Origin of the sequence: Nocardia testacea NBRC 100365, from assembly GCF_000308775.1 — a bacterium.
Classification (GTDB): Bacteria; Actinomycetota; Actinomycetes; order Mycobacteriales; family Mycobacteriaceae; genus Nocardia; species Nocardia testacea.
In genome coordinates, this window is the sequence record NZ_BAGJ01000126.1 from 1 (window position 1) to 14,156 (window position 14,156).

Here is a 14,156-nt window from a genome sequence, read left to right on the forward strand (position 1 = left end):
TCACCACCCGGCCCTGCCGGGTCTGTGCCCGGGACCGCCGGCCGGGGGCGCCCTCACCCACACCCGGCACCTCCCAGCGGGGCGGCCGGACCGGCGCCGCGACCGGCGCGCTCGCCTGCCCCGTCCCACCGGAGCCACCCGGGCCGCCGGAGTTCTCGTCCGCCTCGGCGTCCGCACCGGGTGCCGCGGCACCGCCACCGGGACCGTCGGGGTCGTCGTCGGGATCCGCCGGGCCGGGGGATTCGGGCGCGTCATGGCCGTCGGACGGGTGCTGCTGATCGCCGGCCTGCTCGGCGGCGTCGCGCATGGCGTCGTCGAGCTGTTCGGGGGTGATCCCGGGTTCGTCGAACGGGTCCCGCCGCCGCCGGTGCGGTAGCGCCAGCTCGGCGGCGACGCGCACATCGTCGGCGGTGACCCTGTCGCGTCCGCACCAGGCGGCATGGGCGGTGGCGGTACGGGCCACCACCAGATCGGCGCGCATACCGTCGACGTCGAAGGAGGCGCACACCGCGGCGATCCGCCGCAGTTCCACATCGTCGAGCGCGACCCCGGGCAGCCGGTCGCGGGCGGTGAGCACGCGGTCGGCGATCTCGGCGTCCGCGGCGGCGTAGGCGGCCGCGAAACCGTTCGGATCGGCCTCGTAGTCGAGCCGGCGCCGCACCACGGCCATCCGGACATCCACCTCCCGGGAGGCGGTCACATCCACCGTCAGGCCGAAACGGTCGAGCAGCTGCGGCCGCAGCTCTCCCTCTTCCGGGTTCATGGTACCGACCAGGACGAACCGAGCGGGATGGGAATGCGAGACCCCGTCGCGTTCGATGTGCACCCGTCCCATGGCCGCCGCGTCGAGCAACACGTCCACCAAATGGTCGTGCAGCAGGTTGACCTCGTCCACGTACAGCACACCGTGATGGGCGGCGGCGAGCAGACCGGGCCGGAACGCCTGTTCGCCGTCGCGCAGGACCCGCTCCAGATCGAGCGAGCCGACGACCCGGTCCTCGGTGGCGCCGACCGGGAGTTCCACCAGCCGCGCCGGCCGGGCGCCCGATTCGTCGACCACCGGCGGTAGCAGCCGGGCCAGCGCCCGTACCACCGTGGACTTCGCGGTCCCCTTCTCGCCGCGTACGAGTACGCCGCCGATACCGGGATGCACGGCGCACAGGATCAGCGCCAGCTGCAACTGCTCCTGCCCGACCACCGCGGAGAACGGGAACCCGGCCTCACCGCCGTCCGCGGCGGAGACGATCGGTCGGGGTGCGGGCCGGGCGGTTTCGGTGGAGGACACGGCCCCACTCTAAGACGTGCCACCACCGGGCCCGGCCCTCCCCTGCCTCAGACGGGCGCCGGTCAACCCTTGCGCATCGGTACGTGCGCGACCCCGTCCTCGATGAACTCCGCCCCGTCGACCTCGAAGCCGTGTTTGGTGTAGAGGTCGATCAGGTAGGTCTGGGCATTGAGCCGGACGGTGTGCGATCCGGTCTCGGCGAGCGCGGCCTGCAGCAGCCGGGTGGTGTAACCGTGCCCCCGTGCCTCCACCGCGGTACACAGGCGCCCGATGCGGAAGGACTTGACGCCGTCCTCGTGCTCCTCGAGCAGACGCAGGGTGGCGATGACCTCGCCCTCGTCGTCGAGCCACAGATGCCGGGTCTCCGGCAGCAGATCCTGTCCGTCCAGCTCGGGGTACGCGCACTTCTGCTCGACCACGAACACTTCGACACGCAGCTTCAGCAACTCGTACAGGGTGGGGGTATCGAGATCCTGCGCCCATGACCGGCGGAGTGCAACCGTAGACATCATCGCGCCTTGCTATCACACCTCGGCGCGAGATGCACGCGAATGCCCCGGACGCACCGCCGCGCGGGCGGCGACACGACACGGCCCGCGGGGTTTACCACCCCGCGGGCCGTCGAGCGCGGATTCTCCGGGTCAGACCCCGGCGGCGACCCCGGCGCGCATATCGGACCGGTCGAGCTGCAACGCTTTACCCGTCCAGTCCCACACCTCGCCGAACAGGCGCTGGTTCTCCGAGAGCTTCACACCCAGCGAGGGGACCATTTCCTTCAGCTTGGGCGTCCACTGCTGGTACTCGGCCGGGAAGCAGCGCTCCAGCACGTCCAGCATGGCGGTGACACAGGTGGAGGCGCCGGGCGAGGCGCCCAGCAGGCCTGCGATGGAACCGTCCTGCGCCGCGATGACGGCGGTACCCAGTTCGAGGACACCGCCGGCGCCCTTACGGCGGATCACCTGCACCCGCTGCCCGGCCGTGATGAGTTCCCAGTCCCGGCCCTCGGCCCGCGGGATGAACTCCTCCATGGTGTACACCCGGCCGGACTGCGATTTCATCAACTCGGTGACCAGGTACTTCACCAGGCTCAACTCGGTGACGCCGACACCGAGCATCGGTACCAGGTTGCCGGGTTTGATCGACTTGAACAGGTCGGCGTTGCTGCCGTCCTTGAGGAATTTGGGGGTCCATCCGGCGTAGGGGCCGAACAGCAGACCCGGCTTGCCCTTGATGACCCGGGTGTCCAGATGCGGGACCGACATCGGCGGCGCACCGACCGCCGCCTTGCCGTACACCTTGGCTCCGTGCTTGTCGATCAGCTCCGGATTGGTACACCGCAGGAACTGACCCGAGACCGGGAAGCCCGCGAAACCGCGGATCTCCTTGATTCCCGCCTTCTGCAGCAGCGGCAGCGCCCCGCCGCCCGCGCCCACGAAGACGAATTTGCTGATCAGGGTGCGGGTGCGTCCGGTCCGGGTATTGCGCACCGTGACCTTCCAGCTGCCGTCCTTCTGCTTGGACAGGTTACGAACCTCGTTACCGAAACCGATCTCGCCGCCGCTGGCGCCGATGTAGGCGAGCAGTTCTTTGGTGAGCGAACCGAAATCGATATCGGTGCCGCCGTCGGACCAGTTGAGGGCGATCGGATCGGAGAAATCGCGGCCGCGGGCCATCAGCGGTAGCCGGCGGGCGAACTCGTCGGGGCTGTCGATGTACTCCATCCCGGCGAACAGCGGATGCCGGGAGAGCGCCTCGTACCGCTTGCGCAGGTACTCCACATCGGCGGCGCCGTGCACGAAACTCACATGCGGGATGGGGTTGATGAAGCTCGAGGGATCGCCGAGGATCCCGTTCTCCACCGCGTAGGCCCAGAACTGGCGCGAGACCTGGAACCGCTCGTTGATATCGACGGCCTTGCCGATATCGACCGAACCGTCCGGCTTCTGCGGGCTGTAATTGAGCTCACACAGCGCCGAATGCCCGGTACCGGCGTTGTTCCACGGATCACTGCTCTCGGCCGCGGCGGCGTCCAGCCGCTCGAACACCGAGATCGACCAGTCCGGCTGCAGCTGACGCAGCAGCGCGCCGAGCGTGGCGCTCATGATGCCGGCACCGATGAGGACTACATCGGTCTTTTCAGTCTGGGCAGCGTTCGGCACGGGTGTTCGACTTCCTTGTCCTGATGCGCGGGGCGCACATCCGTGGATGCGGTCCGCTGGGGCACGGGCGCTTGTGCAGTTGTATACGTGTCACGATGGGGAGCCCTACGGGCTCGGCCGAATGTAGGTTACCCACCGTTCACTATTGCCAATTGTGCACCTCGACACGCGCGGAATCCGCAGCCAGGGCGGCGATTGTGACGTAGATTCCTCCTCCGCGTCACCTTCGGGCCTGCCGTTGCTACTCATCGGTCGCCTAGATTGGAGGCCGTGACGAACGAATCCGCGGCCGGTATCAGCGCCCTCGGCCGAGCCGACGACTGGCAGCCGGATGTCCTCGGGGACGGGTACCAATACCGCACCCTGCAACTCGGACCGGATCCCGACGGTGAGGGCGATATCGTCGCCACCCTGGTGCGGCATCTCCCCCCGGCCGACGCGGTGACCGCGGCCGACGCGGTGCTGTACGTGCACGGTTTCACCGACTACTTCTTCCAGCGCCACGTCGCCGAGCATTTCACCGCCCGCGGCCACCGGTTCTACGCATTGGACCTGCGCAAATGCGGCCGCTCCCTACAGCCCGGCCAGACGCCCCACTTCATCAGCGATCTGGCCCTCTACGACCGGGAACTCGACGAATCGCTCCGGCTGATCACCCGCGAAGTACCGGGGAGAGTGCTGGTCGTGGCGCATTCGACCGGCGGCCTGGTGACCTCGCTGTGGCTGGACCGGCGACAGCGCGCCGGGGGCACGGCGGCGGCAGGTATCAGCGGGCTGGTGCTGAACAGCCCGTGGTTCGATCTCCAGGGCCCGGCCTATGTGCGCACCGTGGGCACCCAGCTCATCAAGACGGTGGGCCGCTTCCGGGCGAAGTCGGCGCTGCCACTGGGCAAATCCAGTGCCTATGGCGACAGCCTGCACCACAGTGTGGCCGGGGAATGGGACTACGACCTGGACTGGAAGCCGCGGGACGGGTTCCCGGTACGGGCCGGCTGGTTGCGCGCGATCCGGCTGGGTCAGGCGCGGTTGCACCGCGGGCTGGACATCGGCGTGCCCGCGCTGCTGCTACGGTCCAAGCTCACCAAGTTCGCCCGCGAATACGGGCCCGCGGTGGACGTCGCGGACGCGGTCCTCGACGTCGCGCAGATCCAGCGCTGGGCGGGCTGCCTGGGCGACCGCACGAATATCGTCCCGATCGACGGCGCCCGCCACGATGTGTTCCTCTCCGCCGAGGGCCCGCGTAGCGAAGCCTTCCGGGAACTGGACAACTGGCTCGACTGGCTGGCCGCCCGGCCGGCCTGAGTCACCACATACTGGTCCGCAGCACGATCTCGGTGGCGAACTCCTGATCGGCCTCGGCGGCGACATTGTCGACGTCGATTCCGACCACCCGGAACTCGCCGTACACGTGGCGGCCGGAACTGTCGGCCACCGGCCGCGGCAGCCGTTTGGTCACCAGCACGGTGGTGGGCAGTTCGACCGCCGGACATCCCGGGTCGAGCACCTCCCCGTCCCCGTTCGGTACCGCCGGATGCCCGCGATCGGCGACCACCAGGCTCACGAAGCGGCCGAAACCCTTCGCGCAGACCTCCCACGCCACGCTGGCGCCGGCACCCCGGCCGGCGACATTGGCCCAGGGCACGCCGATCTCATCGAGGGCCGCGTACACCCCGGCGGTATCGAGCCCCTCCGCCGTTTCGAACACGATGGTCCGCAGATCGGAACTGTGCAGCCGTGCGCACACCCGGTCGTAGACGTCCGGTGGATCGCCGGAATCGGGGATCAGCAACACGCTGTGCTGGGTCACCGGCCCGTCCACCCGCACCGTCCAGTCCCGGTCACCGACCGCGATGCGCCGAGATTCCATGCCGGTTGACGCTACACCGCCCACCCCTGCCATGGGGTCGCGTGGGTCAACAGCGCCGAGATCGTGACGCGGGACCGGCGGCGGCGATCAGCCCGCGCCCGACAGCGCTTCCAAGGTGGTACCGACGCTCGGCAGCCCGGCCGGGACGCCCTCGGCGAGGAGCCGGTCCAGCCCGGCGACATCCAGATGCGCGGACACCAGATCGGCGAGCAGGTCCAGTTGCGCGGTCCGCACCGCCGCCACCCGGGTCCCGGGAGCCACCGTGAACCCGGAGCGCCCGGCGCACCGGGCGACCTCGGTGAGCCAGCCCCGCCGGAATTCGTCGGATTCGAGGAGCCCGTGCAGATGGGTGCCCCAGACCGCTCCACGCGCCCCGCCCTCCGGGATACGCTGCCCGGTCACCGGATCGGCGCCGCCCGCCGCCTCCGCCCAGCCGGTGACGTGGAGCCACGGCTGCTCGGCGGTCCGCCGGACCCGGCCGTGATGGATCTCGTACCCGGCCGCGGGCGTATCCGGCACGCCCCGCGCACCGGCCGCGGTGGTACGGCGCAGCACCTTCCGGCGGCCGAATTCGATATCCATATCCAGCAGTCCCAGCCCCGCCACCTCCCCCGCGCCCGATTCCACGCTGTCCACGATCCGGCGGCCCAGCATTTGATAACCCCCGCAGATGCCGAGGATCGGCCCGCCCACCGCGGCCCGGCGGGTCAGCGCGTCGGCGATACCGGTACGCCGCAGCCAGGCCAGATCGTCCACGGTGGCCTTACTCCCGGGCAGGACCACCAGGTCGGCGCCGGCCAGCGCCGCGGCGTCGCTCACCCAGCGCACCGTGACACCGGGTTCACAGGCCAGTGCTTCCACATCGGTCGAATTCGATATCCGCGGCAGGCGCACGGCGGCGACGGTGAGCCATTCGCTGCCGATCGGGGCCGCGGGACGGCCCACCGCCGCGCCGGCCACGGTGCCCAGCGAATCCTCGGCGTCGATCCAGAGGTCGTCGCGGTAGGGCAGCACCCCGAGCGTCGGGCGGCCGGTGCGTGCGGCCAGTTCGTCCAGGCCCGGCCGTAGCAGCTCCACGTCGCCGCGGAACTTGTTGATCACGAATCCGGCGATCAGCCGTTGATCCTCGGGTTCCAGCACCGCGAGTGTGCCGAAGAGATGGGCCAGCACCCCGCCCCGGTCGATATCACCGACCACGAGCACCGGTAGCTGCGCGGCCCGGGCCAGACCCATATTCGCCAGATCGGTGGCGCGCAGGTTGATCTCGGCGGGCGAGCCCGCCCCTTCGCAGATCACCACATCGAATTCCGCGCGCAGGGCGGCGAGCTCGGCGGCCACCACCTCGCGCAACCTGGTGCGATGGGTGAAATAGTCCGCGGCGCCCACCGTGTCCACCACCCGCCCGCGCACCACCAGCTGGGACCGCCGGTCGCTCCCGGGTTTCAGCAGGACGGGGTTGAACCGCACGCTCGGCTCCAGCCCGCACGCCTGGGCCTGCAGCGCCTGGGCCCGGCCGATCTCCCCGCCGTCGAGGGTGACCACGGAGTTGTTCGACATGTTCTGCGCCTTGAACGGCGCCACCCGCACCCCGCGCCGCCGCAACATCCGGCAGATACCGGCGACCACCACGCTCTTACCCGCGTCGGAGGTCGTCCCGGCGACCAGCAGCGCCCCGCCGGGCCCGCTCACGGCAGGGTCAGGATCTCGGCGCCGGTCTCGGTGACCACCAGGGTGTGCTCGAACTGGGCCGTCCACTTACGGTCCTTGGTGACCACGGTCCAGCCGTCGTCCCAGATCTCGTAGTCGATACCACCCAGATTGATCATGGGTTCGATGGTGAACGTCATGCCCGGTTCGATCACCGACTCGACCGCGGGCTGGTCGTAGTGCAGGATCACCAGGCCACTGTGGAAGGTCGGCCCGACGCCGTGGCCGGTGAAATCCCGGACGACGCCGTAGCCGAAGCGGTTCGCGTAGGACTCGATGACCCGGCCGATGACGTTGAGGGCCCGTCCCGGACGCACCGCCTTGATGGCGCGCGCGGTCGCCTCCTCGGTACGTTCGACCAGCAGTTTCACCTCTTCGTCGACCTCACCGGCGAGGAAGGTGGCATTGGTGTCCCCGTGCACGCCGTGGATGTAGGCGGTGACATCGATATTGACGATGTCACCGTCCTGGACCACGGTGGTGTCGGGGATACCGTGGCAGATCACCTCGTTGAGCGAGGTGCAGCACGATTTGGGGAAACCCTTGTACCCGAGGGTGGAAGGGTAGGCGCCGTGGTCGCACATGTACTCGTGGGCGATCCGGTCGAGTTCATCGGTGGTGACGCCCGGGGCGACCGCCTTACCCGCCTCGGCCAGCGCCCGGGCGGCGATCTGCCCGGCGATCCGCATCTTCTCGATGGTCTCGGGGGTCTGCACCCAGGGTTCGGACCCCTCCTTCGCCGTTTTCTTCCACACGTACTCGGGCCGTTCGATCCCGCGCGGGACCTCGCGGATCGGAGTGGGGTTTCCTGGAAGCAGCGGCTGGCGGGTACGCACGGACATGCGCTCCAGAGTAGTCGGCGCAGGCCGGGCGGTCGCCGGGAACGTTCCCGGACGATGCCGCACGCCTCGCGCCGGCTCCTCCTCAGCGGACGCGAGCCCCCGTACGGACCTCGAATGCCACGCGGTCACCCCGATAGAGGGCGGCGACCCGTTCGATCGGACGGCCCTGGGTATCCACCCCGCGGCGTACCACCCGGATCAGCGGGACGGCGGGCCGGCAGCCGAGCAGCCCGGCTTCCCGGGGCGCGGCGAGCACGGTCTCGATCCGTTCGGTGGCACCGCCGTATTCGACACCGGAACTGCCGATCGTCGCCGACAGCGAACCGAGCGGATCGAAACCCGCGCGGAGCCAGCCGAACCGGTCCAGCGACAGATCGATTCGTTCCAGCGCGATGGGTTCGCCGTCCGCGTGCAGCATGCGCTCCAGGGTCATGATCGGGGTGTGCAGCGGAAGTTCCAGGTCCCGGGCGATCTCGGCATCTGCCTCGGTGTCCTCCCAGGAGAGCAGACTGCGCACGACCCCGGACCCGTCCTCACCGGCCGGCTCGGGCGCCAGCGGGCGCACCACCTTCGGGCGGGCCAGCACGGTCCCGCGGCCCTGTCTGCGGATGCGACCCTCGACCGCGAGGTCGCGCAGGGCGTGACGCACGGTTTCCCGGGCGACTCCGAAACGCCCGGCCAGTTCCCGTTCGGCGGGCACCCGGTCGCCGGGGCGTAGCTCGCCGAGCATCGTGTCCAGTTCGGCCCGTACCCGGTAAACCTTGGACAGTGCGGTGATTCCCGGCACCGCGGCTGTCTCTGTGTCGAGATCTTCGCGCGCCGTCACGGCACCTACGACCCCTTCGGTCTGCCTCATGGCAGAAACTACCTCCAATTGGCCTGTACCGATGCGTTAACCGGGCATTCGCCGTGCGGTTCCATCAGGTCTAGGCCATTCGACAATCTGCGGTCTTTCGCGTGCCCAACTCGGAGGTTCGACGACGTCCAGCGGACTGAACGTGGCGGTGATCCGCCGAACCCCTATTGCACCGGCAGCCGCCGGCGCCCACCCGCTACCTCGGCGATCAAATCGGTGTAACCGTCGACCAGTTCGGCGAGGTGGTACCAGTGCCGGTGGGTCCGATCACTGCGCACCCCGTCGGCCTCGATCGCCTGGTTCGCGGCCACCCAGCTGAACGCCATCCGATCGATCACCGCGCCGAGGCTTTCGGTGTGCAGTGAGGCGCCGTTACGGTGCTGCGGCATCCTGCGGGTGATCCAGTCGTTGATGTCGTCCACGAGTTCTGTTCTACGACAGTCGATTTCCGCTATCTGCGCCATATCCCGAACCTGCGCGCGGCGCTTGTGCAGTTCGACCAGTGCGTGCGCGAAGCGCAACAGCACTCGCTCCTGGACTTGCCGCCCCTGGAAGGCGCACAGCAGTTGAGGCGCAGTCGGCAGAGTTCCCAGAGTGGGTGCGCTCATCCGCACCCCTCGAACTCGCCCGGCACCATCACACTCTGTACCAACATGATCGGCTCTCGATTCGGTAATCCCGGACATCGGATCGTTGTTCACAACAAGGCTAGCTGGATCATGCTCTTACATATGCAAGAACACAAGACTTCGGTACGCAATGTTGCGAACAGCGTCGTGCGCGAGCCTAACGATCCCTTCCGCGGTACCTGGACGCGGTCCCGCCGAAATCGCGTACCCGCCAAGATCCTTCCCGTCGGCGGTCCGAATCCCCGCCGCTGCGAACCATACCCGGAACACACTCCGGACCAGGCATGACAGCGCGTTATGCGACCACATCGCAACCGTGCCGAGATCTGGGCGCGGCACACACCGGGAACCATACCGATCCCTATGGTCCTGTGACACAACGCCCCCGGGCCCATCACCCGCCGTCACCGGCCTTCTTCGTGACACCGCGGGGGCGCGTGGCGAAACGGGCGGCGACGCTCCGGCCTTGCATCCGGGATGCACGCGCAAACCCACAGCGCCGGTAGCCGACTGTTTGCCGATGGGCCGAGACATTCGGGGCCGTGCACAATTCGCCGGCTCACGGACAATCGCGCCGACGCCCGGCCACGACGGTCGGTCACCGCCCCGCCCGCGCCGTGCGGTATGGATGCTGTGGACAGTCGCCGACAAGGATGTGGACCCATGAGCAGTGCCCCCGACCCACGAATCGCGCAGGCGGCCGCCGCGCTCACCGGCCCCGGTGGCCCGTTCGAACTGTCCACCGAGACAGTGCTCGGCACCCCCCTCGCCGTCCGGCGCCGACGGCACCGCTCACTGCGCGAACTCCTCGATCACTCACAGTCCTGGGGTGACCGCGACTACCTGGTCACCGCCGACCGGCGGATCTCGTTCACCGAGCATGCCGCCGACGCCCAGGCGCTGGCCCGGGCGCTGGCCGACCGGTACGGCGTCGGGCGCGGCGACCGGATCGCCATCCTGGCCGCCAACGGTCCCGAGTGGGTGATCACTTTCTGGGCGGCACAGTGCCTGGGCGCGATCGCGGTCGCGTACAACGCGTGGTGGGCCTCGCCGGAGGTCGAATTCGGTATCCGGCACACCGAGCCCGCGGTCGTCGTCGCCGACGCGGCCCGCGCCGCCCTCGCCGCGGACACCGGGGTGCCGGTCCTGTCCGTCGCGGCGGACCTGCCCCGCCTCATCGCCGGATATCGGGGCTCGGCCCCGGCGGTCCCGGTCGACGAGGACGATCCGGCCGTCGTCCTCTACACCAGCGGGACCACCGGCCACCCCAAAGGCGTGGTGCACACCCACCGCAACCTCATCGCCATCGCCGACTACCACCGCTACACCGATGCCCTCGGCGCGGTACTGGCCGGGCGCGCACACCGGGAGCCCAGCGACAAGCGGTTCCTGCTCACCTCCCCGCTGTTCCATATCGCCAGCCTCCACAATCTGGTCGTCCCCCGACTGGCGACAGGCGCGGCGGTGATCGTGCACACCGGCGCTTTCGCGGCCGACCGGGTGCTGTCGCTGATGGCGCGGGAGCGCGTGACCAACTGGGGCGCCGTGCCCACCCTGGCCGCCCGGCTGCTGGAACACGATCCGGCCGGTTACGACCTGTCGGCACTCACCGCGCTGTCCCTGAACGCCGCCCCGTCCTCACCGGCCTTCCAGCAGCGGCTGCGCGCCCGGCTGCCCGGCACCGGGATCGCACTCACCACCAGTTACGGCCTCACCGAAAGCGGTACCGCCGCCACCGTCGCGACCCCGGCGGAACTCGCCGCCGACCCGGAGACCGTCGGCCGGCCGATTTTCGGTGCCGCCGTGGAGATCCGCGATCCCGCCGGAGTCGCGGTGGCCGAGGGCACCGAAGGCGAGATCTGGGTGCGCAGCCCGTATGTCATGCTCGGCTACTGGCGCGACGCGGCGGCCACCGCCGCGGCCATCGACGGTGAACGCTGGTTGCGCACCGGCGATTTCGGCACCCTGACCGACGGTCGGCTCCGAATGGCCGGGCGCCGGCCCGATCTCATTCTGCGCGGCGGAGAGAACGTGTATCCCACCGAGATCGAGAATGTCCTCGACGAACATCCCGCGGTCCGCGAATCGGCGGTCCTCGGCGTGCCCGACGAGGACCTGGGACAGCGGGTCGCGGCGGTGGTGGTGACCGACGACCCCGACGCCCTCGATACCGCTGAACTGCGCGGGTTCGTCGCCGAGCGGCTGGCGTACTTCAAGGTCCCCGAACACTGGACGATCACCGCGGCACCGCTGCCGCGCAACGCGACCGGAAAGGTGATGCGCCGCGAGATCACCCCGTGAGCACGGGTTTGTGACCACTGCCGGCCCACCGACGGGATTTCCTCGTTATTGTTGCTCCACAGGAGGCGCGGCGGGCGAGGATCGTGGTCGGCGGGCCGCGCCGGGCGCGAGGGAAAGGGATGACATGGCAGGCAAACGCACCGTCCTCACGGCGGGCCTGCGCCGGCTCTCGGTGCTGCTACTGGAGATGCGCGACGACGCGAAGCTGAGCAAGGAAGACGTCAGCGCGCGCACCGGCATCAATGTGACCACGCTCTACCGCATCGAGACCGCCCAGGCCCGGCCCCAGCGCCGCACCCTCATGACCATGCTGGATCTCTACGGCGTCGAGGAGGCGCGCCGTCAAGAGGCGCTCGAGCTGCTCTCCGACGCCCAGAAACCCGGGATGTCACGGCCCTACGAGGCCAGCCTGTCCGAGGTGTACGCCGCGTACATCAATTTCGAATCGGTGGCGCTGTCGGCCCGGCACTATCAGACCTCTTTCATCCCCGGCCTGTTGCAGACCGAGCAGTACGCCATGGCCGTGATCGATACGTGTATGCCGAAATTGGAGGCGTCGGATCTGGAGCGGCGTGCCCGGGCCCGGATGGACCGGGCGGCGGTATTGGCCAAGGACGAGCCGCTGGAACTGTGGGTGGTGCTGGACGAGGCCGCGATCCGCCGGATGGTGGGTGGACCGGCGGTCATGAGCGGGCAGCTGCGCCGACTGGGCGAGGCGACCAAACGCAAGAACGTGATCCTGCAGATCCTGCCGTTCGATGCGGGCGCGCATCCGGGTATGGCCGGGTCCTTCACGATCCTCGACTTCCCCGACCCGACCGATCCCGAACTGGTCTATGTCGAGGGCATCTCCGGCGACGCACTCATCGAAGGGCATACCGAGATCCGGCGCTTCGGTGTCATGTTCGACCAATTGCGGGCGATGGCCCTCAGTCCCCGCGATTCCGCGGTGGTGATCGCCGAAGCGGCCGCGGCGGCCGAAGCCCTGGCCTGAACGCGTGAACAGCCCGTGAACGAGGAGTCCGGGCCATACCGAGTGGGTATCCAGATCTGAACTGTCCGATTCAGAGCTCGTACGGCTACCGCGGAGATGAGGGGTTCTCTTGGCAGACGTCACCGACCGGACCGATCCGGCGCAGCAACCCGAGTTGAAGAGGGTTATGGGCCCGTGGCTGCTGTTGCTGTTCATCGTCGGCGATATTCTCGGTACCGGTATCTACGCACTCACCGGCCGGGTGGCCGGTGAGGTCGGCGGGGCGGTGTGGGTCCCCTTTCTGGTCGCCTTCGGGGTCGCGCTGGTCACCGGACTCAGCTATCTGGAACTGGTCACCAAATACCCTCAGGCCGCCGGCGCCGCGCTCTACACCCACAAAGCGTTCGGGATCCATTTCCTCACCTTCATGGTGACGTTCGCGGTGATGAGTTCCGGTATCACCTCCGCCGCGACCGCGGCCAAGGCCTTCGCGGCGAATTTCGCCGAAGCCTTCGAATTCGACGGCAAGGGGCCACTGCTCACCGTGATCGCCTTGGCTTTCATGGCGGCGGTCGCCGCGATCAATCTGCGCGGCGTCGGTGAGAGCGTCAAGGCCAATGTCCTGCTCACCTGTGTGGAACTGTCCGGTCTGCTGATCGTGGTGTGCATCGGATTGTGGGCGCTGGGATTCGGTAACGGCGACTTCGGCCGGATCGTCGAATTCGACACCGGCGACCGCACCGCGTTCGGCGGCGTCATCGCGGCGACGACCCTGGCCTTCTACGCCATGGTCGGCTTCGAGGATTCGGTGAACATGGCCGAGGAGACCAAGGAGCCCAACAAGATCTTTCCCCGGATCCTGCTCACCGGGTTGCTGATCACCGGGGCGATCTATGTGCTGGTGTCGATCACGGCGGTGGCGCTGGTCCCGCCCGGGAAACTCGCCGAAGGCGACACCCCGCTGCTGCAGGTGGTGGAGATCGGCGCCCCCGGGTTCCCCACGCAGATCTTCGCGTTCATCACGATGTTCGCGGTGGCCAATTCGGCCCTGATCAACATGCTCATGGCCAGCCGGCTGCTCTACGGCATGGCCAAGCACAAGGTGATCCCCCGGGTACTGGGCCGGGTCAACCGGAACCGGCGCACCCCGCATATCGCGATCCTGTTCACCACCCTGCTGGCATTCGCCCTGCTCACCTTTGTCGACCAGGTGCCCGAACTCGGCGGCACCACCGCCCTGCTGCTGCTCGTGGTGTTCACCATCGTCAATATCGCGGTTCTCGTACTCCGGCGGGACCGGGTGGCACACGAGCATTTCCGCGCGCCGACACCACTTCCCGTGCTCGGCGCGGTGTGCTGCGCCTATCTGGCCACACCTTTCACCGACCGCAATCCCCAGCAGTACGCCATCGCCGGGGTGCTGCTGGTCGTCGGCGTCGTGCTCTGGGGGTTCACCGCGCTGTGGAACAAACAGCACAATGTCCGGCCCCTGGGTCCGGGAGTGGACATCTGACCACCTACCGCGCCGTCCGCCCAG

The 14,156-nt window shown here is 68.8% G+C and carries 12 protein-coding genes; 4 read left to right on the top strand and 8 right to left on the bottom strand.

What is annotated here, in order from left to right; genetic code table 11:
- The 3 genes from ON38_RS17075 to mqo all read right to left on the bottom strand — a co-directional run.
- The coding region (locus ON38_RS17075; protein ID WP_039825860.1) for a magnesium chelatase ATPase subunit I at positions 1 to 1,246 on the bottom strand (1,246 nt) is incomplete at its 3' end.
- A 101-nt stretch (positions 1,247 to 1,347) separates the two neighbouring features.
- Entirely contained in the window at positions 1,348 to 1,797 is a 450-nt protein-coding gene (locus ON38_RS17080) for a GNAT family N-acetyltransferase (RefSeq protein WP_030521743.1), read from the bottom strand.
- Positions 1,798 to 1,926: 129 nt separating this feature from the next.
- Positions 1,927 to 3,387: a malate dehydrogenase (quinone) gene (gene mqo / locus ON38_RS17085; RefSeq protein ID WP_051164892.1), complete on the bottom strand. Its 1,461-nt coding sequence runs from the start codon at positions 3,385 to 3,387 to the stop codon at positions 1,927 to 1,929.
- Between the two features lie 327 nt (positions 3,388 to 3,714).
- Here mqo and ON38_RS17090 point away from each other — a divergent pair, with 327 nt between their 5' ends.
- On the top strand, positions 3,715 to 4,746 hold the full coding sequence (locus tag ON38_RS17090) for an alpha/beta hydrolase (protein ID WP_083872749.1): 1,032 nt from the start codon (positions 3,715 to 3,717) through the stop codon (positions 4,744 to 4,746).
- Position 4,747: 1 nt separating this feature from the next.
- Here the strand turns inward: ON38_RS17090 and ON38_RS17095 are convergent, their stop codons facing one another.
- From ON38_RS17095 to ON38_RS17115, 5 genes are all read right to left on the bottom strand, one after another.
- Positions 4,748 to 5,311, bottom strand: coding sequence for a hypothetical protein (locus ON38_RS17095; RefSeq protein ID WP_039825826.1), 564 nt, complete (start codon positions 5,309 to 5,311; stop codon positions 4,748 to 4,750).
- Positions 5,312 to 5,398: 87 nt separating this feature from the next.
- A complete protein-coding gene (locus ON38_RS17100; protein ID WP_039825827.1) occupies positions 5,399 to 7,000 on the bottom strand; it encodes a cobyric acid synthase in 1,602 nt (533 codons plus the stop codon).
- Positions 6,997 to 7,860: a type I methionyl aminopeptidase gene (gene map / locus ON38_RS17105; RefSeq protein ID WP_039825828.1), complete on the bottom strand. Its 864-nt coding sequence runs from the start codon at positions 7,858 to 7,860 to the stop codon at positions 6,997 to 6,999. Before map ends, ON38_RS17100 begins: the two co-directional genes overlap by 4 nt.
- Before the next feature lie 82 nt (positions 7,861 to 7,942).
- Positions 7,943 to 8,590: a GntR family transcriptional regulator gene (locus ON38_RS17110; protein WP_373281228.1), complete on the bottom strand. Its 648-nt coding sequence runs from the start codon at positions 8,588 to 8,590 to the stop codon at positions 7,943 to 7,945.
- A gap of 290 nt (positions 8,591 to 8,880) precedes the next feature.
- Positions 8,881 to 9,240, bottom strand: coding sequence for a DUF4254 domain-containing protein (locus ON38_RS17115; RefSeq protein WP_039825863.1), 360 nt, complete (start codon positions 9,238 to 9,240; stop codon positions 8,881 to 8,883).
- A 768-nt stretch (positions 9,241 to 10,008) separates the two neighbouring features.
- Here ON38_RS17115 and casG point away from each other — a divergent pair.
- The 3 genes from casG (at position 10,009) to ON38_RS17130 (ending at position 14,132) form a co-directional block, all read left to right on the top strand.
- Positions 10,009 to 11,646 carry a steroid-24-oyl-CoA synthetase gene (gene casG, locus ON38_RS17120; protein ID WP_039825829.1) on the top strand — a complete coding sequence of 546 codons (1,638 nt, stop codon included), beginning with the start codon at positions 10,009 to 10,011 and terminating at the stop codon, positions 11,644 to 11,646.
- A 124-nt stretch (positions 11,647 to 11,770) separates the two neighbouring features.
- Positions 11,771 to 12,640: a helix-turn-helix domain-containing protein gene (locus ON38_RS17125; protein WP_039825830.1), complete on the top strand. Its 870-nt coding sequence runs from the start codon at positions 11,771 to 11,773 to the stop codon at positions 12,638 to 12,640.
- Positions 12,641 to 12,806: 166 nt separating this feature from the next.
- Entirely contained in the window at positions 12,807 to 14,132 is a 1,326-nt protein-coding gene (locus ON38_RS17130; protein ID WP_083872751.1) for an APC family permease, read from the top strand.
- Positions 14,133 to 14,156: the final 24 nt, after the last annotated feature.

What these genes read in the sequence shown, in the direction of transcription:
- ON38_RS17130 (WP_083872751.1), top strand. Translation starts at nt 12,807, where the DNA reads ATGGGCCCGTGGCTGCTGTTGCTGTTCATCGTCGGCGATATTCTCGGT.
- casG (WP_039825829.1), top strand. Translation starts at nt 10,009, where the DNA reads ATGAGCAGTGCCCCCGACCCACGAATCGCGCAGGCGGCCGCCGCGCTC.
- ON38_RS17125 (WP_039825830.1), top strand. Translation starts at nt 11,771, where the DNA reads ATGGCAGGCAAACGCACCGTCCTCACGGCGGGCCTGCGCCGGCTCTCG.
- mqo (WP_051164892.1), bottom strand. Translation starts at nt 3,387, where the DNA reads ATGAGCGCCACGCTCGGCGCGCTGCTGCGTCAGCTGCAGCCGGACTGG.
- ON38_RS17080 (WP_030521743.1), bottom strand. Translation starts at nt 1,797, where the DNA reads ATGATGTCTACGGTTGCACTCCGCCGGTCATGGGCGCAGGATCTCGAT.
- ON38_RS17095 (WP_039825826.1), bottom strand. Translation starts at nt 5,311, where the DNA reads ATGGAATCTCGGCGCATCGCGGTCGGTGACCGGGACTGGACGGTGCGG.
- map (WP_039825828.1), bottom strand. Translation starts at nt 7,860, where the DNA reads ATGTCCGTGCGTACCCGCCAGCCGCTGCTTCCAGGAAACCCCACTCCG.
- ON38_RS17110 (WP_373281228.1), bottom strand. Translation starts at nt 8,590, where the DNA reads ATGCTCGGCGAGCTACGCCCCGGCGACCGGGTGCCCGCCGAACGGGAA.